The sequence below is a fragment of the Holdemanella biformis DSM 3989 genome, from assembly GCF_000156655.1.
In the GTDB taxonomy this organism is placed as follows: domain Bacteria; phylum Bacillota_I; class Bacilli_A; order Erysipelotrichales; family Erysipelotrichaceae; genus Holdemanella; species Holdemanella biformis.
In genome coordinates this window covers 628,649-653,920 of sequence record NZ_DS996841.1, presented here as the reverse complement: position 1 = coordinate 653,920, position 25,272 = coordinate 628,649, and the positions used below count along the sequence as shown (strand labels likewise).

The window sequence follows — 25,272 nt, the reverse complement described above, 5'->3', positions numbered from 1 at the left end:
TTTTTTGTCTTTTTTGAAAAAATTGCTTGCAATAAGTTTTTATCCATGTTATTATAAACGGGCGTTACGGATAACGCAGGTTGTTCTAAAAAATAAGTATTCTGAAAATATTCTTGGAGAAGTACTCAAGTGGCTGAAGAGGTGCCCCTGCTAAGGGTATAGGTCGGGAAACTGGCGCGAGAGTTCAAATCTCTCCTTCTCCGCCATCTTATTTTTGGAAAATTATGGTCCAGTGGTGTAGTGGTTAACATGCCTCCCTGTCACGGAGGAGATCGTGGGTTCGAGTCCCATCTGGACCGCCATTCATGCAGATGTAGTTCAATGGTAGAACACAGCCTTGCCAAGGCTGATACGGGGGTTCAATTCCCCTCATCTGCTCCATTTAAAATTGAATATTGGTCCAGTGGTGTAGTGGTTAACATGCCTCCCTGTCACGGAGGAGATCGTGGGTTCGAGTCCCATCTGGACCGCCATTTAGAAATATAAGTCATCTTAGGATGGCTTTTTTCTTTATATTGACTATTTTTTTGTTTCTTAGTTTAATAAATCTATGATTATTAACGCAAGTGGAAGAACAGATATTGTCGCCTATTATATGGATTGGTTTGTGAACCGATGGAATGAAGGATATTTTGATGTAAGAAACCCTTTTAATCCAAAACTTGTCAGTCGTATCTTTGTATCGGATGTAGATATGATTGTATTTTGCACAAAAAATCCATTGCCATTATTAGATACGATACATCTATTTTCTGTACCCATTCAGCTACAAGTTACCATCACTGGATACTTTAAAGATATGGAGCCTAATGTTTTGGATAAGAAACAAGTCATTGAATGCATTAAAAAGCTATCATCTTATTTAGGCAAAGAAAACGTATGTGTTCGATATGATCCTATCCTTTTGAATTCCAAATATAATGTTGATTATCACGTTCGTGCTTTTAACAAATTATGCACAATGTTAAAAGGATATGTATCTAAAATGATTGTCTCTTTTGTGGATGATTATAAAAATGTTCGAAATAATCATTTGGATTATCATGAACCATCCAATGAGGAATATCTTAAATTAAAAGAAGAGTTCGAAAAAAACAATATAAAGATCATTAGTTGTATGGAAAATAAATATCAAATTGGGGATGAAAAGGATTGTTGCATCAGCATTAAATATGCTTTTGAAAGAACAGGCAAGCTTTTTAAAGAGTGGAAGGCAAGAGATTGCCATTGTGTGAATATGGTGGATGTTGGTGCTTACAATTCTTGTTTACACGGATGCAAATATTGTTATGCCAATTTTGATTCCAAACAAATTGTGTCAAACTATAAAATGCATGATGTGAATTCTAGTTTATTGATTGGACAATTGAATTTGGATGATCAAATCAAAATACGAAGAAAATAAAATGGGTGAAGTTAATTGGCTTCACTCATTAATTTTGTATAGATTTTTGTTAACTCTTTTTTTTCATCATCCGTCATTTTTCTTTCGGTCGCATCATGACTTTCTAATGTTCCTTCATGTCCATCAACGACTTTTCCATCCTTTACCACAAGTACTAAAGGAACGTATAAGGTTAGAACACCTTCATCATTATTGGACATATAATCTTGGATATATGGTTCAATAATCGCTTTTTGCTCATCCGTGTAAAGACGATTTTTTTCTTCATCTCTTACCTTTACATATTGGATGTCGATTCCGTTTTCTTTGGCCACTTTCTTTAAAATGGGTTTTGCTTCTTTGCACCAAGGACAACTTGAAAATCCGAAATATAAAACATCTGATTTTTCTTGTGTAAAATATTGAATAGCTTCATCAAAACTAATTTCATTAAAATTAGTTTTTGTGTCATCTTTTGTGTTGCATGTTTTTTCTTCACTTGTAACATCACAAGCCTTTTTTGAAGTTGAAGTTGTACTCTTTGTTTGTGTTTGACACGCACATAATGTAAGACTTAAAAGTATGAGTAAAAATTTTTTCATGCTCCTAATATACAAATAAAATAAAAAAAAGTAAAGAAAAAAGCTTCGATCTCTCGAAGCTTAAAAATCTTTGTGGGGCGGCTGACGCGATTCGAACGCGCGCGTGACGGAGCCACAATCCGCTGTGTTAACCAACTTCACCACAACCGCCATAATTGCTTAACGCTTGTATAATATATCATGTGATTCTCTTCTTTGCAAGCAAAAAATGAAAATAAATTAAAAAAAGTGTATTTTTTTTCGTATAAGAGTATATGAAGGTAAAAGAGATGGAAGTGGAGCAACGCCCACGAGAAAAAGCGTTGCGCTATGGTTTAGAATCATTAAGCGATCTAGAATTGGTTGCGTTGATTCTGCAAAGCGGAAATAAAAACCGTTCCGTATTTGAAATTGCATCTGATGTGTTGAAAGAAAGTGAAGGTTTATCAAAATTAATGACAATGCACGTAAATACATTGATGCAGATTCAAGGAATTCGTGAAGTTAAGGCTTTACAACTTTTGGCAAGTGTAGAACTTAGTAAGCGTGTTATTAAATCAAAAGTATATCATGCTCCTATTTTAAAACCAGAAGATGTGATCGAATGGTTCAAATTTGAGTATGGAACTATGTCGCAAGAATGCTTTATCGCCCTTTATCTAGACACAAAAAGCAAGCTAATTTCGCATCGTGTTTTATTTAAAGGAACATTAAATGAAAGCGTGGTACATCCACGTGAAGTATTTAAGGAGGCTTTTTTACAAAACGCAAATTCAGTATTGATTGCACATAATCATCCCTCGGGGGATTGTACGCCTTCAAAAGCAGATTTTGAAGTAACTTACAAAATGGTTCATGTAGCGATGACAATGGGGGTTTGTTTAGTGGATCATATTATTGTATGTAAAAATCAATATTATTCATTTAAAGAGCACAAATATCTCGATTGAAAGAAGGAGGGTTTATCGCTATAATATAAGTTAGTTTGGGGGATATTATGCGTAAATTTACTCGAATTCAAAAAAGATTACTTACGATTATTGTCGTTTTATGTATATTAGCGTGTGCTATGTTTGGCTTAAGACAAAACTCCATCACAAATATTGGTTACAGTGCTTGGACATATTTGAAATATGGTTTGATTCAATATCCACTATCATCGATTGGAAATGCGGTAAATGATTTTTCAAATTTATGGCATGCCTATGACGATAATGAATATTTGACGAAACAATTAGCTCAACAAAAAAACTATCAAACGGCATATGAAGATGAAAGAAATAAAAACAAACAACTTGAAGCCTTGTTGGAAATGAAAGGTGGTCTAGGGGATGCTAAGACAATCAGTGTATCTGTATTAGAACGTTCAGGCGATTCATGGCTTCAGACGGTAACGATTTCAGCAGGAAAAAAACAAGGTGTCGAAAAAAATATGCTTGTGGCAACAAGCGATGGCGCTATAGGATTAGTGGATAGTGTACAAACCGTTACAAGTACTGTTCAGTTGTTGACAAGTCAACATTTGAATAATGATATTGCAATCAAGATGTCATTAGAAGATGGAACAAGCGTAGAAGGTGTGCTACAGTCTTATGATACTGAAAAGAAGGCCTATCGTGTTTCATTATTTGATAATGATGCGATTGTCACAAAAGGACAAAAAGTAGCTACAAGTGGTAAGGGTGGAAATTATCCGAGTGGAATCTTAATTGGAGAAGTAAAAGATGTGTCTTTAAACGATGATTCGATTATTTCAACAGTCTATGTTTCGCCGGTATCGAATATGAAAAGCTTTGACTATTGTCTTGTGATTGGAAAAGAGGAGAGTAAATGATAAATAAAGAACGTTGCTCATTTATTTTCTTATTGATTTTAGCAATACTTGATCAAATGAATGCATCTTTATTCAGTGTGGATTTTACATATTCTTCCTTATCTTTTGTCAGTCATTTATGTTTTTGTGGATGCATACTTGTTGTGAGTCATGAAAAAAGCTTAAATCGACTTTTATATGCATGCCTATGCGGCCTTTGTGTAGGATTGTTCTTTACTTCGGATTGGTTTTTTAAAATGATTCTATTTGGCCTTTTTGGATGGCTATCGGGACTATTTAAAAATGCAATGGATCAAGATCACTGGGTACAATTTGCCCTTGTCTTTTTAATGATGTTTATAAATGATTTAATTTGTTTTTTGGGTGCAAAATTATTTGGATATCTTACAATGAGCTTTGTGAAATGGTTTATTCACGTTGAAGCACTTACATTAATATTTAATGGGGCTTGGATATTTGTATTGCTCTATATTATTACAGTATTCAATCGATATGCAACTATAAAAAATATTCGTTTTAAACGAATGGAAAAGTTGCACATGCAAAATATTCGAAGGAAATGAGTCGTGGATTCGTTTCCTTCTTTTCATATGTGTTAAAATAGAAGAAAAGAGGTATTCAGATGAAAAAACTATTATTATTAGATGGAAACTCCATGCTATTTCGTGCATATTATGCAACTTTATATACACACAGAATGACAACATCCAATGGGATTCCAACCAATGCAGTTTATGGCTTTGTGATGATGTTAAATAAGGCAATTGATATTATTGAGCCCGACAAGATTCTAGTTGCTTGGGATGCAGGAAAACCGACTTTTAGACACAAACAATTTGCAGCCTATAAAGGAACACGTAAACCCTTAGATGAGGAATTGATCGTACAATTTCCAATTGTAAGAGAATATTTAGATGCAGCTGGAATCAAGCGTTATGAACAAGAGGGTTATGAAGCGGATGATATTATTGGAAGTATGGCTAAATGTTGTAATGATATTCAAACAACCATTCTAACAAGTGATCGCGACTTACTTCAATTGATTGATCCAAGTACACATGTTCTTTTAATGAAAAAAGGCTTAAGTGAAATGGAATTGATGGACGAACAAAATCTATTCGATACATATGGAATTACACCAAGCCAAGTCATTGATATGAAAGGACTAATGGGAGATACAGCCGACAATATTCCAGGTGTGCAAGGTGTTGGTGAAAAAACGGCTTTGCGTTTATTGAATCAATATTCAACTGTAGAAAATGTTTATGCCCATATTGATGAGGTAAAGGGGAAATTAAAGGAAAAGCTGGAAAAAGATAAAGACAATGCGTTTATGTCTTTAGAATTGGCAACCATTTATACAAAGATGGAACTTCCGTTTAGTTTAAATGATTGTGAGTTTACAGGAATTCAAGAAGATGTAAATGGATTCTATGAAAAATATGAAATGCGATCTTTAGTGAATCGAACAAAGCAAGCTAAGAACGAAAAATGGCCATTAAAAGAAGTGGAACATTTTGAAATGTTTGATATAGAGGATTTAATGGTACTACCAGTATGTACACAACAACCATACTTAGATCAGCAATTATATGGCTTTATGATTCCAAAAGATAAGACAATTTACTATATTTCCGTAGAAAATGCGTTGGAAGATACAAACTTTAAAAAAATATTAGAAACAAAAGAAATTAGTACATGGGATACCAAAGAAATGATGCATCTATTAGATCGATATGGATTTAAATGGAATACATTTAATGATGATCTTCATATTGCAGGATTCTTATTGAATTCTACTGCAACAGATAGTGATGCAGTACTAGAAGCTCTTCATATTACTTTGCCAGAATCTTTTCATGATGTATCCAAAAAGACGAAAGAAGAACCTGCTTTTAGTTTGAATAGAGAACAAGCACTTTGTCATAGTTTGACACAACAGTTATATGAAAAGAAAGGTGAAATCCTTCAATCTTTAAAAGAAGAAAATGTGCTTTCTTTATATAGAGAAATTGAAATGCCACTTACACGAGTATTATTTTCTATGGAACAAGAAGGGATTTCGATTCAAGAAAGCTTCTTGGATGAATATGGGGCTTTATTAAATGAAAAGCTAGAGACTTTGGCTCAACAAATTTATTCTCATGCCGGCATGATTTTTAACATCAATTCTCCAAAACAATTGGCGAATGTTTTATTTGATGAATTAAATTTAAGCTCTGGCGGTAAGAAGCGTTCGACTTCTGCTGATGTACTCGAAAAGCTTCGTGGAAAACATCCAATCGTGGATGATATCTTGGAATATCGTAAAATATCAAAAGTATCTAGTACATATATTGATGGTTTGAAAAAACATATTCGTTCAGATCAAAAGATTCATACTTCTTTTAATCAAACCATGACACAAACAGGAAGACTTTCAAGTAGTGAACCAAATCTTCAAAATATTAGTATTCGTGATGAGTTGGGAAAAGAAATTCGTAAAGCTTTTGTTGCTCAAGAGGGTTATCACTTATTGTCAGCTGATTATTCGCAAATTGAACTAAGAATGCTTGCACATATGGCAAATGAAGATCATATGATTAAAGCGTTTAATGAAGGATTGGATATTCATACAAAAACGGCAACGTTGATTTTTAATTGTTCACCAGAAGAAGTGGATGAACACAAAAGAAGAATCGCAAAGACAGTAAACTTTGGAATTGTATATGGTCAAACGGAATTTGGTTTATCATCACAATTAAATATCACACGCAAAGAGGCGGGTGAGTTTATGAAGATGTATTTTGAAAGTTATCCAAAAATTCATGAGTATATGAATCAATTGATTGATTTCTGTAAAGAAAATGGATATGTAGAAACATTATTCCATCGAAGAAGAGAAATTCCAGAAATCAATGACAAGAATTTTATGACACGAGAATTTGGTAAGCGTGCGGCGATGAATGCGCCAATCCAGGGCAGTGCAGCAGACTTGATTAAGATTGCGATGTTGAAAATGGATCAAGCTTTAAAGGATGCCAACGTAAACTCAAAAATGCTTCTTCAGATCCATGATGAATTGATTTTCTTGGTGCCAGATGAAGAGTTGGACTTGATGCAAAAACTTGTCAAAGAAACAATGGAAAGTGCAATGGAATTAAAGGTTCCATTAAAGGCAAGCATTAGTGTTGGCAAGTCTTGGTATGAGGCAAAATAATGCCGGAAGCACCGGAAGTACAAACCGTATTAAGTACGTTGGAAACACAAATTAAAGATATTTCAATTGAAGATGTATTGATATATTATCCTAAGATTGTTGATAATGTAGAAGTAGAAACTTTTAAACATCGATTGATTGGGCAATCCTTTCGTACATTTAATCGGCTTGGAAAATATTTGATTTTTGGCTTAGATGATTATGATTTAGTTGTTCATCTAAGAATGGAAGGCAAGTTTTATCTTTATGATAAAATTTGCGAGGACAAACATATTCATGTCGTATTCAAATTAAATAATGGAATCTGTATGTCGTATCATGATACTCGAAAGTTTGGAAGAATGTATTTGTATTCTAAAAAAGAAGATATTCATGCATATCCTTGTTTTAAAAATGTTGGATATGATTATATGGATCAAAGAGTAGATGGAATGTATTTCTATCATTGTATTCATACATTAAAACGAAATTTAAAATCTTGTCTTTTGGATCAATCGATTATGGCAGGTATTGGAAATATTTATGCCGATGAGATATGTTTTGCGCTAGGCTTAGATCCAAGAAGTCGTGCTTGCAAGTTATCAAAAAAAGATTGTGACAAAATTGTTTTAGAAACAAGACGGATCTTGCAAGGAGCCACACACTATGGTGGAACGACCATTCGTTCCTATACATCAAGTTTAGGTGTAACGGGGCGTTTTCAACTTCATTTAAAAGTACATGATCAGACACAATGTAAAGTGTGTCATCATGCAATAAAAAAAATAACTGTATCACAAAGGGGGACTTATTTATGTCCAAAATGTCAAAAAAGAAAGTAATCGGAATCACGGGATCAATGGGCTCAGGAAAGAGCGAAATTTCTCGATATCTAAGAAAAAAATATCCTGTTTTAGATTGTGATCAGGTCAATGCGGATTTATTAAAAAAGGGAAATTTGGGTTATCAGAAATTAAATGATTTACACATTGTTGAATTGGATTCGAATGGAGAAATTATTAAGGAGAGTCTAGCTTCCTATATGTTTTCAAATGTAGAGCATCGAAAACAAGTAGAAGCGATTCTACATCCTTTAATCTTTGATGAAATGCACAAATGGATCCATGAACAAGAGAGCTTAATTGTCTTTGTGGAGATGCCAATTTTATTTGAGATTTCAGCACAAGAACATTTTGATTCTATTTGGTGCGTTGTGGCTGATTTAGATGTGGCATTATCACGTCTACAAACGTATCGTAATTTTACTAGGGAACAAGCTTTGGCAAGACTTGTATCACAGATGAATCCAGAAGAGAAAATGGCAAAAAGTGATATTGTATTACGTAATAATAGTACGGTAGAACAGTTGCATATGCAGATTGAGGATGCATTAAAAGAGGAGAAGTTAAATGGCGATTGAAGTACGATGCATAGAACATTTATCTAGCGAACAAAGACAATCTTTAAATTTATTGTATGGTCCTTTAATGGGGAAAAACTCAATTTGTCTATATGAGTTTTTGGGTTCTATTCAAAATTTGGTTGAATTAGAAGATGTATATCTTTTATTGAATATGAATGCTTCGCAATTTGACATCGCAAGAAATCGTTTGGAACAATATCATTTGATTGAAACATACGTTCATGAAGGGGATATGTTGATTTTATTATATGCTCCATTATTGCCAGATTCGTTTTTATGTCATGAGACATATTCAAGATTGTATTTGGCAAGTGTTGGCGCAAAGTGTTTTGACAAAGTGAAGGCGATGCTTTATAAAGATAAAACAGTTTCTTCTTCATATACAAAAGTAGAAAGTCCTTTGGACGTTTCTATTTTAGATTCTTGGAATGAATCAAAAGAAATCGCATTTGAAAAGGTGAAGCCAACGATAAAGCAGAAATATGATTTTGATTTTGCGACACTCTTTAAAGGGATGGATCGAATTTTTCCAGTGCGTTTACGTACAAGCAAAAATTTGGATCGTATCGCAGAAATGGCTAAAATATATGGAATTGATGCCAAAGATATGCGTAAATATGTACAAAGAAGTACGAATCCTTCTACGCATGTATTCGATTTAGAAAAACTAAAAGATATGGTTATGCGTAATCGTAAGGTTATGGAAGTGAATAAAGATCCATATAAAATGTCTCCAGTTAAATTTTTGCAGAATAAACAAAATGGAATTCCAGTTGTGAAATCGGATCAAGCGTTGATCGAGCGTTTGTGTAAAGAATTCCAATTTCCTATAGAAGTCGTAAATACATTGATTGAATATACTTTACAACAAACGAATCAACAGTTTTCTCGAAATTATGTAGAAAAAGTAGCGGCAAGCTGGGTTCGCTTGGGTGTGGATTCAAGAAAGAAGGCTTTGGATATCATCAATCAAAGTCCTCTTGAAAATAAAAGGGATAAAAAGGCAGAGAAGGTTGTGTTAGATGATAAATTCTATACGCAAAAAGAAGAAAAATCAGATGCACAGCTACATAAGGAAATGTTGGAGTTACAGAAGATGTTGAAAGAAGGTAAATTGTAGTGAATTTAAATATTAAACTTTCCGAAGAACAAATGTTAGAAAGACAACGAAATATCGCACGTTTAAAAGAGAATGAATTAATTCAATTATTTTTAAACCAAAACCATTTAGATGCATCTTTTGTAGAAGAAAACAGTGGTGCTTTGTTGCAGTGGCTAAAAAGTGTGAGTGCTTGTAGAAACTGCAAAGGATTAAAGTATTGTGTTCAAAAGATTCGTGGTAAGGTTTCAAAATTAAAAATCGATGATTCAGGTTTTTTAAATGAATATTATGCTTCGTGTCAATATGAACAGAATCGTGATAAACATTTGGCTCATCAAAGTAAGTTTCGTTTTTCTCACATGTCTTTAAATGATTATTTGATTGATTTAAATGATGCTTCCTTTTTAAGTGCTGCCAAAGAAAAGGAATATGGCCTTGCGTATACGCAAAGTGTAAGTAGTATTCCATTAAATCAGGGTGTGTATTTATATGGAAATCCTGGAACGGGTAAATCGTATTTAATGAAGGGAATCTGTAATTATTATGCTAAAAGTAATAAGAGTGTTTCTTTTGTGCAAGTTCCTTTATTGATTCAAGAATTAAAACAATTTATGACGGATAATGAATATCGTCAAAGAGTGATGAATCATTTGCGTTATAGTGATGTTTTGGTTTTGGATGATATTGGAGCTGAAAGTATTACGCAATGGACGCGTGATGAAATTTTACTTCCGGTTTTAGATGAGCGTATGAATAAAGGAATGAAAACTTATTTTACATCGAATTATTCCATGGAAGAATTAGAACAACAATATCGTCTTGCGAATAAACCGAATAATACGATTGCGAGTCTAAGAATTCTAGAAAGAATTCGTACTTTATCGAAACCCGTCGAATTATCGGGGAAATCACGTCGTTAGTTAATAATTTCACTTTTCAAATTAGGCGTTATGGAGTAGAATAGTTATGACAGAAATGTTTAAAGGAGGAATAGAGTAATGTTAGTATCTGCTACTGAAATGATCAACAAAGCTCACGAAGGGCACTATGCGATTGGTGCTTTCAACATCAATAACTTAGAATGGACAAAAGCTATCTTAGCTGCTGCTGAAGAAGCTAAATCACCAGTTATGTTAGGAGTATCTGAAGGTGCTGCTAAATATATGTGTGGTTTCAAAACAGTTGCTGCTATGGTAAAAGAAATCCACGATGCAATGGGAATTACAGTTCCTGTAGCTTTACACTTGGACCACGGTTCATATGAAGGTGCAAAAGCTGCTATCGAAGCAGGATTTACTTCTGTAATGTTCGATGGTTCTCACTATGCATTCGAAGAAAACTTAGAAAAATCAAAAGAAATGATCGCCTTAGCACACTCAAAAGGATTATCAATTGAATGTGAAGTTGGTGGAATCGGTGGAGAAGAAGACGGTGTCATATCTGCTGGTGAATTAGCTGATCCTGAAGAATGTAAAACTATCGCTGACTTAGGTGTAGACTTCTTAGCAGCTGGTATCGGAAATATCCACGGTAAATATCCTGCAAACTGGGCTGGATTGAACTTTGATCGTTTAGAAGAAATCCAAAACGTAACAAACGGAAAACCATTAGTATTACACGGTGGTTCAGGAATCCCTCGTGAACAAGTTCAAAAAGCTATCACATTAGGTGTTTCTAAAGTTAACGTAAATACTGAATGCCAGTTAGTATTTGCTGAAGCAACTCGTAAATACATCGAAGCTGGAAAAGACCAAGAAGGAAAAGGATACGATCCACGTAAATTATTAAAACCAGGTGCTGATGCAATCACAGCATTATGTAAAGAAATGATGGAAAACTTCTTTGGTTCTGCTGGAAAAGCTGAATAATTAAAGTTTTTAAATAAAGCAGGCTTTATGCCTGCTTTTTGCATAATTTGGAGGGGAAATATATGAAGTCAATTGAAATTAATGATTTATTGTCTTATCACTTTTATGGAAATTTAAAAGTGAAAGATGGAGTAAAAGTCTTTGTTGATGGAGTAGCAGCAGAAAAAGATAATGCTTATGATTATACTTTAAAATGCGTAAAGGACGATAAAGTATATGATTTAACTTCTTATGGAAAAGAATCTGGTTTTTATATCGAAAATGAGAATTCGATTCTATTCTGTGGAAATCGTAAAAATATTGAAAAATCCACTTCTTTATATCGTTTATCTTTAAATGGTGGAGAAGCCAAAGAAATTGCTCGCTTCGATAAACCAGGAATGAGTGTTTTGGGATATTTAAACGAGAATACTTTGGCTTTGATGACTAAAGAAAAACTAGTGGAAGAAGAAAGTGATTATGAAGTGTTTGATGAGATTCCTTTCTACATGAATGGTCAGGGAGTCACAAATAAACATCGTAGTCATTTATATACATATAATTTGGATACAAAAGAACTTGTTTGTGTTACAAAAGGCACTTTTGATGTATCCAACGCAAAAATTCATGATGGGGCTTTGTATTATACAGGTCAAAATTGGACAAGAAAACAATCTTTATATGAAAATCTTTATAAGTATGATGGTGAAGTAAGTACAGTTGTAGAGGCTAAAGAAAGAAGTATTCAAAGTTTTGATTTTGTGGATGATAAATTAGTTTTGATCGCAAGTACACATGAAAAATATGGTTTGAATGAGAATCCAAAATTCTTTGATCAAGACTTTAATTTAATCGTGGATTGGCAAGAATGTGTTGGTAACAGCGTGGGTACAGATTGTGCTTTAGTTGCAGGAAATGCGACTTTAGTAAAAGATCAAGCTTTATATTTTGTATCAACCATTTATGATCATAATAATCTTTATAAATTAGAAAATGGAAAGATTGAACTTGTATTTGAATGGCCAGGAACAATTCAGACTTTCGCATTTGAAGATGACACATTATATTTTATTGGAGCAGATCTGGCGAGTCTTCAACAATTATATAAGGTTCAAGATGGAAAAGTGATTCAATTATCTGACTTTAATAAGATGGAAGATACGTATGTGGCAGATCCAGTAGAAGTAAGTTTTGGTGAAGATCTAACAGGATGGGTATTGTTGCCAAAAGATTATGATGAAACAAAAAAATATCCGGCTATTTTAGATATTCATGGTGGTCCTAAAACTGTATATGGAAAAGTGTTCTATCATGAGATGCAAGTATGGGCAAGCAAAGGCTATTTTGTGTTCTTCTGTAATATTCATGGATCAGATGGACGTGGCAATGAATTTATGGATATCCGTGGGAAATATGGAACGATTGATTATGATGAATTAATGCAGTTTACAGATAAAGTGTTGGAAACATATCCTCAAATTGATGCTAGTAAAGTCGGCGTGACTGGAGGAAGTTATGGTGGATTTATGACAAACTGGATTATTGGTCATACAGACCGTTTTGCGTGTGCAGCTAGTCAAAGAAGTATCGCAAACTGGATTTCATTCTCTCAGACAAGTGATATTGGGCCATATTTTGCGCAAGATCAACAATTAGCTACATATTATGAGAATCCAGAAAAATTATGGTGGCATTCACCATTGAAATATGCGCGTAATGTAAAGACACCAACATTGTTTATTCACTCGGATGAGGATTATCGTTGTCCGCTTTGTGAAGGTCTACAAATGTTGAATGCATTATTAGATCAAAATATTGAGGCTCGCATGTGCTTATTCCATGGTGAAAATCATGATTTATCACGTACGGGACTTCCACAACATCGTTTGCGTCGTTTAAATGAAATCACAAATTGGATGGAACAACACTTAAAATAGATGGCTTTTTGAATTTACAAATTTTTTCTAGATTATCCGGATTGAATAGGATATAATAGATGGGCATTACCTTGAAATGGGGGAAAATGAATGGAAAAAGTCATTAAAATTGAAGGTGGACATCATTTAAATGGAACAGTTCGTATTAGTGGTTCTAAAAATGCGACTGTGGCTTTAATACCAGCATGTGTTTTAGGAAATGAGCCAGTGACAATTTATGGTGTACCTAATATTTCAGATGTACAGTCTTTAATCGTTTTATTGAATGAACTTGGTGTTTGTGTTGAAAAACGAGATGAAGAAACATTATATATAGATCCTACTCATATGGAAAATATTCCTATGGTATCTAAAGCTGTTTCAAAATTAAGAGCAAGCTACTATTTTATGGGAGCTTTGTTAGGAAAATTTGGACATGCAGAAATTAAAATGCCAGGAGGCTGTTATTTAGGTCCTAGACCTATTGATTTACACTTGAAGGGCTTTGAAGCTTTGGGTGCAGATATTCAATATGAAAATGGATGTTATATATTGGATGCGAAAGAATTAAAAGGAACAAATATTTTCTTAGATATCTCAAGTGTAGGGGCTACAATCAATATTATGATGGCAGCTGTTTACGCAAAAGGAAGAACTGTCATTGAAAATGCGGCACGTGAACCGGAAATCATTGATATTGCGACTTTATTGAATAAAATGGGCGCAAGAATTCATGGTATGGGTACAAGTACATTAGTAATTGATGGTGTTGATTACTTAAAGGGATGTATTCATGAAATTATTCCGGATCGTATTGAAGCAGCTACTTATGTGATTATGGCAGCAGCTATGGCTAATGATATGCGAATTGAGAATATTATTCCTCAACATCTTGAAGCCATTGTTATGAAACTTCAAGAAGTGGGAATCAATATGGAAGTGGGTTCAGATTTTATTCATGTATTTAAGAGTGATAAGCCGTTAAAACGCACAGAAATATTGACTAAACCATACCCAGGATTTGCGACCGATGTGCAACAACCATTTACTGTATTATTAACGCAATGTGAAGGACAGTCTGTTGTCACAGAAACGATTTATACAGAGCGATTTAAGCATTGTGCGGAATTAAATAAGATGGGTGCGAATATTGATGTACACACACCAAGTGCATTTATCAACGGAAAAACAAAGTTACATGGTTCGAAAGTAACCGCAACAGATCTTCGTTGTGGTGCAGGACTTGTGATCGCAGCCTTGATGGCAGATGGTGTTACAGAAATTCATGATATTTATCATATTGATCGTGGATATGATAACTTAGATGGAAAGTTAGCTCATTTAGGTGCTAAAATGTGGCGTGAAGAGGTAGAAGATTAAGGTGTATGGTGACATACATCTTTTTTCTATGTATAATCAATTTATGAATATGATGGAAATAACGGCGCAGATGCGCGAAAATAAAAAAATAGAATTTAAAGATCAATTAAAAATTGTCATTTTATTATCTGTACCTGCCATATTAGAACAATTAGTTGGAACAGCCATGAGTTATATTGATACGGCGATGGTTGGATCTTTAGGCTATAAGGCTACGGCAGCTATTGGTGTAGTTGCCAGTACTACATGGTTATTTGGTGGTATTTGTACAGCAGCCGTATTAGGCTTTTCAGTGCAAGTAGCCCAATATTTAGGGGCGGGTAAAAACAAACTGGCTAGGCAAGTTGTTTGTCAGTCGATACTTTTTAATATTATTTTTGGCTTATGTATGGCTTTAATTGTAGTAGGAGCCAGTTTTTATTTGCCAACTTTATTAGGGGCTGATCCATCAATATGTAAAGATGCCACTTTATATTTAGCTATTGTAGGAGCTTTTATACCATTTAATATGATGGCTATGTTACATTCAGGAATGTTAAGATGTTCAGGAAATGCCGTGCTTCCAAGTCTTATGAATATTTCAATGTGTGTATTTGATGTTCTTTTTAACTATTTCTTTATTTATATATTGAATTTAAAAGTTGCAGGAGCTGCACTTGGTACGGGAATGGCGCAGTTGGTTGTAGGTTTTATTTTAATGTATATAGTAGTCAAAAAGGAAAGTTCGTTACGTCTTTTAGGAGATGAATCTTGGAAGTTTGATAAGGATATCTTAAAGAATGTAGTTAATCTTTCGATTCCTGCGGGGCTTGAAAGAGTCACACTTTCTTTAGCTCAAGTTGTAATGACAGGTGTTGTTTCAAGTATGGGAGCTGTGAGTATAGCCATCAATTATGTAGCTGTATCTGCAGAAGGGTTATGTTATTTGCCGGCCTATGGAATTGGTGGTGCTGCAACTACATTGGTTGGACAAAGTATTGGTGCAGAGCGAAAAGATATGGCGAAACGCTTTGCGTATTTAACGACTTTATTATCATTTGTCCTTGTCATATTTATGAGTGTTATTCTATTTGTGTTTGCGCCATTCTTAGCTTCAACTTTGACAAATAGTCAAGAAGTCATAGATGGAGCTAGTGAATGCTTAAGAATTGTTTCTTTTTCAGAACCATTATTTGCGATAAGTATTGTAGTCATGGGAGCATTACGTGGGGCTGGGGATAGTAAACGTCCTTTTATCTTAAATGCCTTGAGTATGTGGGGCATGCGTGTTTTACCAATTATCATCTTCACCAAACGATATGGTGTTATTGGTGTATGGGTTACAATGACTTTCGAATTGGTATTTAGAGGTATTCTATTCTTTATTCGTATGGTTCGAGGTAAGTGGTTAGACCAAAATTCAATTGAGTAGAAAAAATGAGTGGAATTCCACTCATTTTCTTATTCACCAGGATTTGATTTTAATACTTTACCTGTATTAAATAGTTCAGCAGCTCTTTTTGCCGCTTCTAAACGATCTTCTTCGTTTTTATAATCAACGTGAACTGTATAGCAGCCACAATCCATGCATTGTGCATAGAATCCGTTTCCTTCTTCTTCTAGAATCGAACCACCTTCGCATAGAGGGCATTCGTGTAATTCAACTAAATCATCAATGTTTTGCATAAGAATCCTTCCTTCTTTTATTCCTATCTATTGTACAATCAAATGCTAAGAAAGTTAAGAGAAATTTAAGGTTTAATAAAGGAATGAAATGATATAATACATCGGTAACAATAAGGGGATGTTATTATGGATCAAAAGGATCGTGTTTTTACGCCTACATTTATCGCAAATTTATTTTTAATTGCAGGAACTGTTTTCTTGTTTTTAAAGGGGAAAATAAACGCATATGTAGGATATGATGGTGCGATGCATGATGGTAATGCTTTAATGCTGATTGGCTTGGCTTTAGTGTGTATTGGCATTGGCATTTGGATCATAGTATGGATTAATAAGAGGATGAATCGTTAGGATTTGTCCTTTTATTATTTTCTTGTGATAATTTCATTTTCTTTATACAATAGTTGTATGCAGAATAAGAAAAAGAATCGTTTCTCAAAAATAATGCGTATTTTAATGACGGCTTTAACCAGTCTTTTAATTGTGCTCATTTTAATTATCATACTTATGGTTTCACGTATTCAAGGAACCGCACGTGTAGTCAATTATGCGGGATTAGTACGTGGAAAAACACAGCGTATCGTTAAATTAGAAGATGCCAGAATGCCTCAAGATGATATGATTGCGGATGTCAAAGGCTATATAAAAGGCCTTCGTTTTGGTAGTGAAGAACTAGATTTAGTATCTTTAGATGATAAGGCTTTTCAAGCAAAGATGGAAGAATTAGATGATTATTTTGATACTTTAAAACAAGAAATTGATTTGGTCCGACAAGTTGGCTATGAGAATACAAATATAATTGAAAAGAGTGAAATATTTTTTAACTTATGTGATGTTGCGACAGGTCTTGCGGAATCGTATTCACAAAGAATTGCGACAAGACTTAAACAATTTGAAACTTTGACGGTTATTGATATTGTTATCTTAGTATTTATGATTTTGTATGAACTACTTAAAGCTTTGCGTTATGCGAAGGCGAATCGAGAATTAAAAAGCAAAATATATTTAGATGAAGCTACGGGATTGCCAAATAAAAATAAGTGTGAAGAGATTTTAACTTTAGAAGCTGAACAAAATATGGCGATTTGCGTATTTGATTTGAATAATCTTAGAATCATCAATAATCAACAAGGACATGAAAGAGGTGATTTATACATCCGTTCGTTTGCGAAAAGTCTTCGTAAAGGTGTGGATGAAAATCAATTTGTAGGTCGCTGTGGCGGTGATGAATTCATTGTTTTTTTTAAAAATGTGACAAAGGAAGATGTAAAAAGAAATTTAGAAAATATCAAAAAAGAATGTGCTAAATGTTCAGAAATTCCATTAAGTTATGCGGCTGGTTTTGCGTATTCAAATGATTTTTCAACATTAACAATGCGTGAACTTTTTTGTCAGGCGGATAAAAATATGTATATTGATAAAAACCAGGCAAAAATCAAAGAAGCGAATCATAAACGAAATTTAATTTTAAATGTGATTCAACAATTAAAAGAAAAAGGATTCAATTTTTCAGATTGTATTTATTGTGATGCCAAGGCAGACGCATATTTTACTTTGCGTGCTGGCTATTCTTTCTTTTTAGCTGAAGATGGAAATTATTCGGGAGCAATCGAACAAATCTTAAATGAATTGTTTAATGAAGATAAAAGAAAGGATTATCGAAATGTTTTAAATGTGGATAGTTTGAATAAGCATGTCACAAAAGATAATCCTATATTCGAAATACCATATTATCATCAATTGAATAATACAGAAATGAAAGGTAAAATCATGGCTGTCTATTTGGATAGCGATGAGTATGGTAATCTTCACCATTTTGTGCTGGGCTTTAAGATGTATAGTGATACGGTTGAGATGGATGAAAAGAAACAATTGATGCGTTACTATGATCAGTTGAAACAATCTATCTTAGAGAATGCGAATTATATTGAAGCCTTGATGAATATGGCGCAATCTATTTTTTCTGTGAATTTAACGCAGAATCAAATCGATGGTATTTATGATAAATATATGCAGAAAAATAAAAAACCTGTTTTACCTTGTTCATATGAGACATATTTTAAACAATGGAAATCCAATGTATTAGAAGATTGTTTGGGAAGTTTCAGTATTGTGGAATCTTGTCAAAATTTATTAGATCGCTATAAGGCTGGAGATAAACATGTTACGGTTGAATATCAAATTAAAATGCCAGATGATCGAGTGATTTGGGTTCAAGAAATGATATTGATGAGTGAAGAAACAATTTATGATATAGATATTCAAAAGGAACGTAATATAGTGCGTGCCATTATTTTATTTAGAAATACATCGACATTTCATGAGAAGGAAGATAGAGATAAGGAAAAGCTACAATTAGCATATCAAAAAGTAGATTTAGAAAGTAAAGCGAAAACAGATTTTATGAATCGCATGAGCCATGATATTCGTACGCCAATCAATGGCATTTTAGGTATGATGCAAATTATACGTAAAAACTGGGGTGATATGGATAAGTTGGATGATTCTTTAAATAAGATGGAAGTTTTGACAAAACATTTAAATGAATTGGTTGAAGATATTTTGAATATGTCTAAATTAGAATCAGATCATATGGAGATTGTGAATGAACCATTTGATTTAAAATGTCTTGTTGAAGAATTGAATAGTTTGATTGACGCAGAAATTTCTCTTCAAAATATTACATATCACAATCATATGGAGAATGTAGTCCATACGCATTTAATTGGGGATGCGTTACAACTTAGAAGAATTCTCATTAACCTATTAACGAATGCCATTAAGTACAATAAGTCAAATGGCACGATTGATATGTTTGTCAGAGAAATGTCGAGTGATGATTCAAAAGTTACATTTGAATTTGAAATTAAAGACACGGGAATTGGTATGAGTGAAGATTATATTGAAAATCACTTGTTTACGCCATTTTCACAAGCTAAACAAGATGCCAGAACAAGATATGAAGGAACTGGTCTTGGCATGTCGATTGTGAAGGGATTAGTGGATAAGCTTGGTGGCAATATTGATGTTAAAAGTGAAGTGGGTGTAGGTACACAAATCAAGGTCGTTCTTACTTACCAATTGGATACATCTAAAAATGAAAAACAAGATACTTCAAAATTGGATTTAAAGGATAAAAGAATTCTTTTAGTAGAAGATAATGAAATCAATATGGAAGTGGCTGAGTTTTACTTGAATGCCGTACATGCTAATGTAGATAAGGCATGGAATGGATTAGAAGCAGTTGAAAAAGTTAAGGAACAACCCAATCAATACTCTTTAATTTTAATGGATATCATGATGCCAAAAATGAATGGGGATGAAGGGGCTAAATGTATTCGTAAAATCAATCCATCTATTCCAATTGTTGCCATGAGTGCACAATCAGAATATAGTATTGATCAAACAATTATGAATGATTCAATCTCAAAACCGATTGATGAACAAAAGCTTGATCAAATATTAAGCAAATATGTGGCATAAGACAAAGACTTGACTTGAATCAAGTCTTTTCTAGTCTATGCAACTGTAAATTGATAAATTGACAAGTCTAGTTGGTAGAATGCAACCGCAAATTTTAGTAAACTTTGGCTATGGAGGAAGAACAATGATTCTAGCTGATAAAATAATTGAAGAAAGAAAAAAGAATGGGTGGACACAAGAAGATCTTGCACAAAAACTAGGTGTATCCAGACAATCGGTTTCAAAATGGGAAAGTGCAGGAGCTATTCCGGATTTAAAAAAGATCATTCAGTTAGCTGACTTATTTGAAGTGAGTACAGATTATTTATTAAAAGATGAAATTGAAAAAGAAAATACAGATATATCATGTGATACAGATTGTGAATTACATCGTGTCACAATGGAAGAAGCAAATGCATACATGGATGAAAAGAAAAAAGCAGCACCTATGCTTGCGAATGCGACAACACTGTGTATCTTAAGCCTGGTTCCTTTGTTTCTAGTTTCAACTTTAAATGATGGTTTAGCCATTGGAATTGCGTGTACTGCTTTAATAGTGACGGTTGCACTTGCGGTTTTTATCTTTGTTAAAACGGGAATTAAATTGAGCCCTTTACAATATTTAGAACAAGAACCCTTTGAAACAGAATATGGTGTAACAGGACTTGTCAAAGAAAAGAATCAAAGCTATCAAGAACATTACTCCTTTTCGTTAGCTTGTGGTGTTGTTCTATGTATTTTATCTGTAATTCCGTTGATTATTGCAGGTTGCATGGAAGCATCTGATTATATATGTACATTATGTTTAGCTGTATTACTCATTTTGGTTTCCGTTGGTGTGAATATTCTGATTCGTGTTTCCACAATAAAAAGTAGCTATGATACATTGTTGCAAGAAGGTGATTATACGAAAAAAGAAAAGCTCGCAAAGAAGAAAACGGAAACATTCACAGGTGTGTATTGGTGTCTTGTGACAGCTATTTATCTTGGTTGGAGCTTATGGACAAAACAATGGGATGTAACCTATATGATTTGGCCTGTTGCTGCCGTCTTATATGCAGCCATGTATGGAATTGTAAGAATGATCATGAAATTAGAGAAATAAAAAGATTGTACTTTGTTTGTACAATCTTTTTTAGTCGTCCATTTTAGATACTTTATTAAAAATTAGGTATCCAATCACAAACATGATGGAAAGAGCGGCAACACCTAAGTTTTGTTTACCCGTAATCTGTGTTACAACACCAATCAACATAGTTCCTAAAAAGCTAGCACCTTTACCACAGATATCAAATAAACCGAAGTATTCACCACTGGCATTTTCTGGAATGATTTTTGCAAAGTATGATCTAGATAAAGCTTGAATACCACCTTGGAAACATCCAACCGCAACCGCTAATACCCAGAATTCCCATTGTTTATCCAATTGTATGGCAAATAAGGCAATTAAGAAGTATGCGATGATCGCAACCTTGATTAATGAAGCCGTATCTTTTGTTTTGGATAATACAGCGAATGTTAAACTTGCAGGGAAGGCAACAATTTGCGTCAATAATAAAGCTAATAGAAGGCCAGTTGTATTTAGTCCTAAACTTGTTCCGTAGGCTGTAGCCATATCGATAATTGTATAAACACCATCAATATAGAAGAAGAACGCAAATAAGAATAAGAAGACTTTCTTTTGTTCTTTTGCCTTCATTAAAGTGTTTTTTAAACGAGCGAATGTATCTAAAACAGGATGTGCCTTTGGTTCAATATAGAATTTTTGTTTGTAGCTTTTTACTAAAGGAAGTGTAAATGCAATCCACCATACAGCATTTAAAATAAATGCGATCATCATGGCCGCCTTTAATGTCATGCCCATTTTGTCATACATTAATACAAAGACTAAACTAATAATAAATGGAACAACACTACCGATATATCCCCAAGCATAGCCTTTTGAACTTACGGCATCCATTCTATCTTCAGTAGTAATGTCTGTAAGCATGGAATCATATACAATCAAAGATAAAGAATAGGCAACTTTGGCAGCAATAAATAGGACTAGAAATGCAAACCAAGAACTTGGAATCCAGAAACAAGCTAATGCTAATGCGCCTAGCATTGCACAAGTTAAGAAGATTTTCTTCTTGTGATCTTTATAGTCAGCAAGTGTTCCTAGAATTGGACCAGCAAGTGCAACAATTAATGTCGAAATACTTGCAGCATAGCTCCAATAACTTAGGTAGTTGTATTCGGCTACACCTTGTGAGCTTGAAAGATAATTAAAATAGATAGGAAGAATTGTTGCGACTAATAAAATAAAGGCAGAGTTTCCCATGTCGTAACAAATCCACTTGAATTCAAGTTTTGTTAATTTGTTTTTCATTTGATTTACCAACTTTCCAAAAATAATTATAACAATCCTGTGTATTGAACTTGTTAACTATTTGTTAATTTAATGATATATGTTTTGTCGCGAATAATCTACAACAAAGTGAACATATTTATTGCGTTGTCTTAATTTTGAACTGAAAACATGAAAAAAAATGAAAAATGAGTATAATAATACTGATATAAGAAAAGAAAATGGAGGAGATTATGGGTTATCGTATAGGATTCGACATTGGAAGTACAACAATCAAAGCGGTTGTTTTAGATGAAAATAACCAAATCTGTTATAAAAGTTATGAAAGACATAAGGCGCAAGTGCGTCAAAAAGCTTTAGATAAATTAGTAGAATTAAAGAAATATACAAAAGAACCATTTAAATTTGCGATCAGTGGATCGGGTGCTTTAGGATTATGTGAACAAGGCGAGTTGCCTTTTGTTCAAGAAGTATTCGCAAGTGCGACTGGAGTCAGTAAATTATATCCAGAAACCGATTGTGCAATTGAACTTGGTGGAGAAGATGCGAAAATTCTTTTCTTTCAAGGAAGTGTAGAACAAAGAATGAATTCAACTTGTGCTGGTGGAACAGGTGCATTTATTGACCAAATGTCTACCTTATTAAATATGTCTTTGGAAGAAATGAATGAAGCGAGTTTAAACTATCATCGTTTATATCCCATCGCATCTCGTTGTGGTGTGTTTGCGAAAACAGATATTCAGCCATTGATCAATCAAGGTGTGGATAAATGCGATTTGTGTGCGAGTATTTTTCAAGCTGTTGTGGATCAAACCATTACTTCGCTAGCACAAGGAAGAAAGATTGAAGGAAATATATTGTTTTTAGGAGGACCACTTTATTTTATGAGTGGACTTAGAAAACGATTTGTTGAGACTTTGAAATTAAGTGATGTACAAGTGAATTGTCCTGAAACAGCCATAAACTTTGTGGCTTTAGGAACTGCCATTTGCGCAGATCAAGAATATACATATGATGAATTGTATAAGGCTTTAGAAGATTTAGTGCATGCACCAGCTAAATTAACAGAATCAAAACCTTTGTTTGAAAGTGAAGAAGACTATCAAAAATTTATTGAACGTCATAAATCACATGATGCGAAGTATGCTCAGTTAAAAGATTATTTAGGTAAAGCCTATTTAGGAATCGATTCCGGTTCAACGACCACAAAACTCGTTTTACTCGATGAAAACGATGCGATTCTATATGATTCTTATACATCGAATAAGGGAAATCCATTAGATGTTGTGTTAGAGGATTTAAAGAAGATCTATGAAACAAATCCAAATATTAAGATTTATGGAGCCTATGCCACAGGATATGGTGAAGAATTGATGCGTCATGCCTTCCATTTAGATGGTGGAATTGTCGAAACAATGGCACACTATACAGCTGCTCGATCTTTCAATCCAGAAGTAGACTATATACTAGATATTGGTGGGCAGGATATTAAGTGTTTTAAAATTCGTGATGGACATATCGATGATATTGTACTGAATGAAGCTTGTTCAAGTGGATGTGGTTCATTTATTGAAACGTTCGCAAAATCACTAGGGTATGATGCCAAAGAATTTGCGACACTTGGATTAAAGTCAAAACACCCAGTCGATTTAGGAACGCGTTGTACTGTATTTATGAATTCAGGGGTTAAACAAGCCCAAAAGAATGGGGCTTGTATTGAAGATATTTCAGCTGGACTTTGTAAATCTGTTGTAAAGAATGCACTATATAAAGTGATTCGTGCAAAAAATAAAGATGATATTGGAAAACATATCGTTGTACAAGGTGGAACCTTCCAAAATGATTCTGTACTTCGTTGTTTTGAACAAGAGCTAGGTCTTGAAGTCATTCGACCAAGCATTGCACCTTTAATGGGTGCTTACGGAGCGGCTTTATATGCGAAAAAATTACATCGAACAAGAAGTAATGTTTTGAACTATGAACAACTTGTTAAATTTACGCATAAATCACAATCTGTTGCTTGCCAAGGTTGCAACAACCATTGTTCATTGACAATTAATACATTCAATGATGGAACGCGTTTAGTTGCAGGAAACAAATGTGAAAAGATGGTGCATAATTTAGATACAAAGAAGGAAGAACTTCCAGATTTATATAAGATCAAAACAGATATGTTGGATGCACAAAAAAAGAAATTCAAACATAATAAAAAGATTGGTATGCCACTCGTCTTAAATAATTATGACTTATTACCTTTCTGGACGCGTTTTTTTGATAGTTTAGGCTATGAAATTGTGTGGTCAACACCGAGTACTAAAGAAATGTATCATTCAGGACAACAAAGTATTCCAAGTGATACGGCATGTTTTCCAGCCAAGGTTGTGCATGGGCATATTCAACAATTGATTGATAAAGATGTGGATGTAATATTCTATCCATGTATGACATATAATGTAGATGAACATCAATCGGATAATCATTATAATTGTCCATTGGTTGCTTATTATCCAGAAGTGATCGCGGCCAATATGGATTTTGGTAAGACAAAAATTGTATACCCATTTATTAATTTTGATCATGATGCAACTTTTGCGAAGGCCATTTGTATGCATTTTGAAAAAGTGGGTATTCATTTTAGTGAAAAGGATATTATTATTGCGAAAAATGCAGCTACAAATGAATATGAAGCTTTTCATGAACAATTAGTAAAGGAACATCTTAAAGCCGTTGCGTATGCACGTGAAAACAATCATCCAATTATTGTTCTTTGTGGAAGACCATATCACTTAGATCCTCTAATCAATCACCAGATGAATCAATTATTGACGCAACTTGGTTTTGTGGTTGTTAGTGAAGAAAGTGTTCCTCGCCAAATTGGACATAAAGTGAATGTCTTAAATCAATGGACTTATCATGCAAGATTATATCAAGCAGCACACTATGTGGTTGACAATAAAGATATGAATTTAATTCAACTTGTTAGCTTTGGATGCGGTATTGATGCCATTACAAGTGATGAGGTTCGAGATATATTAAAGGATGGAAATAAATTTTATACACAAATCAAAATTGATGAAATTGATAATTTGGGTGCTGCTAAAATTCGTTTGCGTTCTTTAAAAGAGGCGATTGCCCAAAGGAAAGGAGTCTAAA

The 25,272-nt window shown here is 33.8% G+C and carries 20 protein-coding genes and 5 tRNA genes; 21 read left to right on the top strand and 4 right to left on the bottom strand.

Annotation, left to right across the window (positions count from 1 at the left end; translation table 11 throughout):
* Positions 1-115: 115 nt before the first annotated feature.
* From EUBIFOR_RS04765 to EUBIFOR_RS04745, 5 genes are all read left to right on the top strand, one after another.
* Positions 116-206 (top strand) — tRNA-Ser (locus EUBIFOR_RS04765).
* Positions 207-226: 20 nt separating this feature from the next.
* Positions 227-302 (top strand) — tRNA-Asp (locus EUBIFOR_RS04760).
* A 5-nt stretch (positions 303-307) separates the two neighbouring features.
* A tRNA-Gly gene (locus tag EUBIFOR_RS04755) sits at positions 308-381 on the top strand.
* Between the two features lie 16 nt (positions 382-397).
* Positions 398-473: transfer RNA gene (locus EUBIFOR_RS04750), tRNA-Asp, on the top strand.
* 77 nt (positions 474-550) lie between these two features.
* Positions 551-1,405: a DUF1848 family protein gene (locus tag EUBIFOR_RS04745; RefSeq protein WP_003864807.1), complete on the top strand. Its 855-nt coding sequence runs from the start codon at positions 551-553 to the stop codon at positions 1,403-1,405.
* An 11-nt stretch (positions 1,406-1,416) separates the two neighbouring features.
* On the opposite strand, the gene EUBIFOR_RS04740 is transcribed toward EUBIFOR_RS04745, so the two are convergent.
* Both EUBIFOR_RS04740 and EUBIFOR_RS04735 read right to left on the bottom strand, forming a co-directional pair.
* Positions 1,417-1,986, bottom strand: a complete 570-nt coding sequence (locus EUBIFOR_RS04740; protein WP_003864806.1) for a thioredoxin family protein — start codon at positions 1,984-1,986, stop codon at positions 1,417-1,419.
* Positions 1,987-2,059: 73 nt separating this feature from the next.
* A tRNA-His gene (locus EUBIFOR_RS04735) sits at positions 2,060-2,136 on the bottom strand.
* A 104-nt stretch (positions 2,137-2,240) separates the two neighbouring features.
* Between EUBIFOR_RS04735 and radC the strand changes: the two genes are divergently transcribed.
* The 12 genes from radC (at position 2,241) to EUBIFOR_RS04675 (ending at position 16,056) form a co-directional block, all read left to right on the top strand.
* A complete protein-coding gene (radC, locus tag EUBIFOR_RS04730) occupies positions 2,241-2,915 on the top strand; it encodes a RadC family protein (protein ID WP_003864805.1) in 675 nt (224 codons plus the stop codon).
* 47 nt (positions 2,916-2,962) lie between these two features.
* A complete protein-coding gene (mreC, locus tag EUBIFOR_RS04725; RefSeq protein ID WP_003864804.1) occupies positions 2,963-3,799 on the top strand; it encodes a rod shape-determining protein MreC in 837 nt (278 codons plus the stop codon).
* Complete coding sequence (locus tag EUBIFOR_RS04720) at positions 3,796-4,362, top strand: hypothetical protein (RefSeq protein WP_003864803.1); 567 nt, start codon at positions 3,796-3,798, stop codon at positions 4,360-4,362. The genes mreC and EUBIFOR_RS04720 overlap by 4 nt, the downstream gene beginning before the upstream one ends.
* A 59-nt stretch (positions 4,363-4,421) precedes the next feature.
* Positions 4,422-6,998, top strand: a complete 2,577-nt coding sequence (gene polA / locus EUBIFOR_RS04715) for a DNA polymerase I (protein WP_003864802.1) — start codon at positions 4,422-4,424, stop codon at positions 6,996-6,998.
* Entirely contained in the window at positions 6,998-7,819 is an 822-nt protein-coding gene (gene mutM / locus EUBIFOR_RS04710) for a bifunctional DNA-formamidopyrimidine glycosylase/DNA-(apurinic or apyrimidinic site) lyase (RefSeq protein ID WP_003864801.1), read from the top strand. Before polA ends, mutM begins: the two co-directional genes overlap by 1 nt.
* On the top strand, positions 7,792-8,397 hold the full coding sequence (gene coaE / locus EUBIFOR_RS04705; protein ID WP_050755938.1) for a dephospho-CoA kinase: 606 nt from the start codon (positions 7,792-7,794) through the stop codon (positions 8,395-8,397). The genes mutM and coaE overlap by 28 nt, the downstream gene beginning before the upstream one ends.
* Positions 8,387-9,520, top strand: a complete 1,134-nt coding sequence (locus EUBIFOR_RS04700; protein ID WP_003864799.1) for a DnaD domain protein — start codon at positions 8,387-8,389, stop codon at positions 9,518-9,520. Before coaE ends, EUBIFOR_RS04700 begins: the two co-directional genes overlap by 11 nt.
* On the top strand, positions 9,520-10,422 hold the full coding sequence (locus EUBIFOR_RS04695; protein WP_003864798.1) for an ATP-binding protein: 903 nt from the start codon (positions 9,520-9,522) through the stop codon (positions 10,420-10,422). The genes EUBIFOR_RS04700 and EUBIFOR_RS04695 overlap by 1 nt, the downstream gene beginning before the upstream one ends.
* A 78-nt stretch (positions 10,423-10,500) precedes the next feature.
* Entirely contained in the window at positions 10,501-11,370 is an 870-nt protein-coding gene (fba, locus tag EUBIFOR_RS04690) for a class II fructose-1,6-bisphosphate aldolase (protein ID WP_003864797.1), read from the top strand.
* A gap of 62 nt (positions 11,371-11,432) precedes the next feature.
* Positions 11,433-13,286, top strand: coding sequence for an alpha/beta hydrolase family protein (locus EUBIFOR_RS04685; RefSeq protein ID WP_003864796.1), 1,854 nt, complete (start codon positions 11,433-11,435; stop codon positions 13,284-13,286).
* 90 nt (positions 13,287-13,376) lie between these two features.
* Positions 13,377-14,645: a UDP-N-acetylglucosamine 1-carboxyvinyltransferase gene (locus tag EUBIFOR_RS04680; protein WP_003864795.1), complete on the top strand. Its 1,269-nt coding sequence runs from the start codon at positions 13,377-13,379 to the stop codon at positions 14,643-14,645.
* Positions 14,646-14,688: 43 nt separating this feature from the next.
* Positions 14,689-16,056: an MATE family efflux transporter gene (locus tag EUBIFOR_RS04675; RefSeq protein ID WP_040466215.1), complete on the top strand. Its 1,368-nt coding sequence runs from the start codon at positions 14,689-14,691 to the stop codon at positions 16,054-16,056.
* Between the two features lie 29 nt (positions 16,057-16,085).
* On the opposite strand, the gene EUBIFOR_RS04670 is transcribed toward EUBIFOR_RS04675, so the two are convergent.
* On the bottom strand, positions 16,086-16,310 hold the full coding sequence (locus tag EUBIFOR_RS04670; protein ID WP_003864793.1) for a Lar family restriction alleviation protein: 225 nt from the start codon (positions 16,308-16,310) through the stop codon (positions 16,086-16,088).
* Positions 16,311-16,436: 126 nt separating this feature from the next.
* On the opposite strand from EUBIFOR_RS04670, the gene EUBIFOR_RS04665 reads away from it, so the two are divergent.
* From EUBIFOR_RS04665 to EUBIFOR_RS04655, 3 genes are all read left to right on the top strand, one after another.
* Positions 16,437-16,658, top strand: coding sequence for a DUF3955 domain-containing protein (locus EUBIFOR_RS04665; RefSeq protein ID WP_003864792.1), 222 nt, complete (start codon positions 16,437-16,439; stop codon positions 16,656-16,658).
* A 57-nt stretch (positions 16,659-16,715) separates the two neighbouring features.
* Positions 16,716-19,790 carry an ATP-binding protein gene (locus EUBIFOR_RS04660; protein ID WP_003864791.1) on the top strand — a complete coding sequence of 1,025 codons (3,075 nt, stop codon included), beginning with the start codon at positions 16,716-16,718 and terminating at the stop codon, positions 19,788-19,790.
* Positions 19,791-19,869: 79 nt separating this feature from the next.
* The gene (locus EUBIFOR_RS04655; protein WP_003864790.1) at positions 19,870-20,874 is read left to right on the top strand and encodes a helix-turn-helix domain-containing protein; all 1,005 of its coding nucleotides are present in this window, start codon (positions 19,870-19,872) and stop codon (positions 20,872-20,874) included.
* 30 nt (positions 20,875-20,904) lie between these two features.
* Here EUBIFOR_RS04655 and EUBIFOR_RS04650 read toward each other — a convergent pair whose 3' ends face one another.
* Positions 20,905-22,140 (bottom strand): MFS transporter, encoded by a 1,236-nt coding sequence (locus EUBIFOR_RS04650; protein WP_003864789.1) that lies wholly within the window; start codon positions 22,138-22,140, stop codon positions 20,905-20,907.
* A 212-nt stretch (positions 22,141-22,352) separates the two neighbouring features.
* Between EUBIFOR_RS04650 and EUBIFOR_RS04645 the strand changes: the two genes are divergently transcribed.
* Positions 22,353-25,271 (top strand): acyl-CoA dehydratase activase, encoded by a 2,919-nt coding sequence (locus EUBIFOR_RS04645; RefSeq protein ID WP_147587368.1) that lies wholly within the window; start codon positions 22,353-22,355, stop codon positions 25,269-25,271.
* The last annotated feature ends 1 nt before the right edge of the window (position 25,272 follow it).

Coding starts and splice junctions, on each gene's coding strand:
- EUBIFOR_RS04745 (WP_003864807.1), top strand. CDS start 551: ATGATTATTAACGCAAGTGGAAGAACAGATATTGTCGCCTATTATATG.
- EUBIFOR_RS04740 (WP_003864806.1), bottom strand. CDS start 1,986: ATGAAAAAATTTTTACTCATACTTTTAAGTCTTACATTATGTGCGTGT.
- radC (WP_003864805.1), top strand. CDS start 2,241: ATGAAGGTAAAAGAGATGGAAGTGGAGCAACGCCCACGAGAAAAAGCG.
- mreC (WP_003864804.1), top strand. CDS start 2,963: ATGCGTAAATTTACTCGAATTCAAAAAAGATTACTTACGATTATTGTC.
- EUBIFOR_RS04720 (WP_003864803.1), top strand. CDS start 3,796: ATGATAAATAAAGAACGTTGCTCATTTATTTTCTTATTGATTTTAGCA.
- polA (WP_003864802.1), top strand. CDS start 4,422: ATGAAAAAACTATTATTATTAGATGGAAACTCCATGCTATTTCGTGCA.
- mutM (WP_003864801.1), top strand. CDS start 6,998: ATGCCGGAAGCACCGGAAGTACAAACCGTATTAAGTACGTTGGAAACA.
- coaE (WP_050755938.1), top strand. CDS start 7,792: ATGTCCAAAATGTCAAAAAAGAAAGTAATCGGAATCACGGGATCAATG.
- EUBIFOR_RS04700 (WP_003864799.1), top strand. CDS start 8,387: ATGGCGATTGAAGTACGATGCATAGAACATTTATCTAGCGAACAAAGA.
- fba (WP_003864797.1), top strand. CDS start 10,501: ATGTTAGTATCTGCTACTGAAATGATCAACAAAGCTCACGAAGGGCAC.
- EUBIFOR_RS04685 (WP_003864796.1), top strand. CDS start 11,433: ATGAAGTCAATTGAAATTAATGATTTATTGTCTTATCACTTTTATGGA.
- EUBIFOR_RS04680 (WP_003864795.1), top strand. CDS start 13,377: ATGGAAAAAGTCATTAAAATTGAAGGTGGACATCATTTAAATGGAACA.
- EUBIFOR_RS04675 (WP_040466215.1), top strand. CDS start 14,689: ATGAATATGATGGAAATAACGGCGCAGATGCGCGAAAATAAAAAAATA.
- EUBIFOR_RS04670 (WP_003864793.1), bottom strand. CDS start 16,310: ATGCAAAACATTGATGATTTAGTTGAATTACACGAATGCCCTCTATGC.
- EUBIFOR_RS04665 (WP_003864792.1), top strand. CDS start 16,437: ATGGATCAAAAGGATCGTGTTTTTACGCCTACATTTATCGCAAATTTA.
- EUBIFOR_RS04660 (WP_003864791.1), top strand. CDS start 16,716: ATGCAGAATAAGAAAAAGAATCGTTTCTCAAAAATAATGCGTATTTTA.
- EUBIFOR_RS04655 (WP_003864790.1), top strand. CDS start 19,870: ATGCAACCGCAAATTTTAGTAAACTTTGGCTATGGAGGAAGAACAATG.
- EUBIFOR_RS04650 (WP_003864789.1), bottom strand. CDS start 22,140: ATGAAAAACAAATTAACAAAACTTGAATTCAAGTGGATTTGTTACGAC.
- EUBIFOR_RS04645 (WP_147587368.1), top strand. CDS start 22,353: ATGGGTTATCGTATAGGATTCGACATTGGAAGTACAACAATCAAAGCG.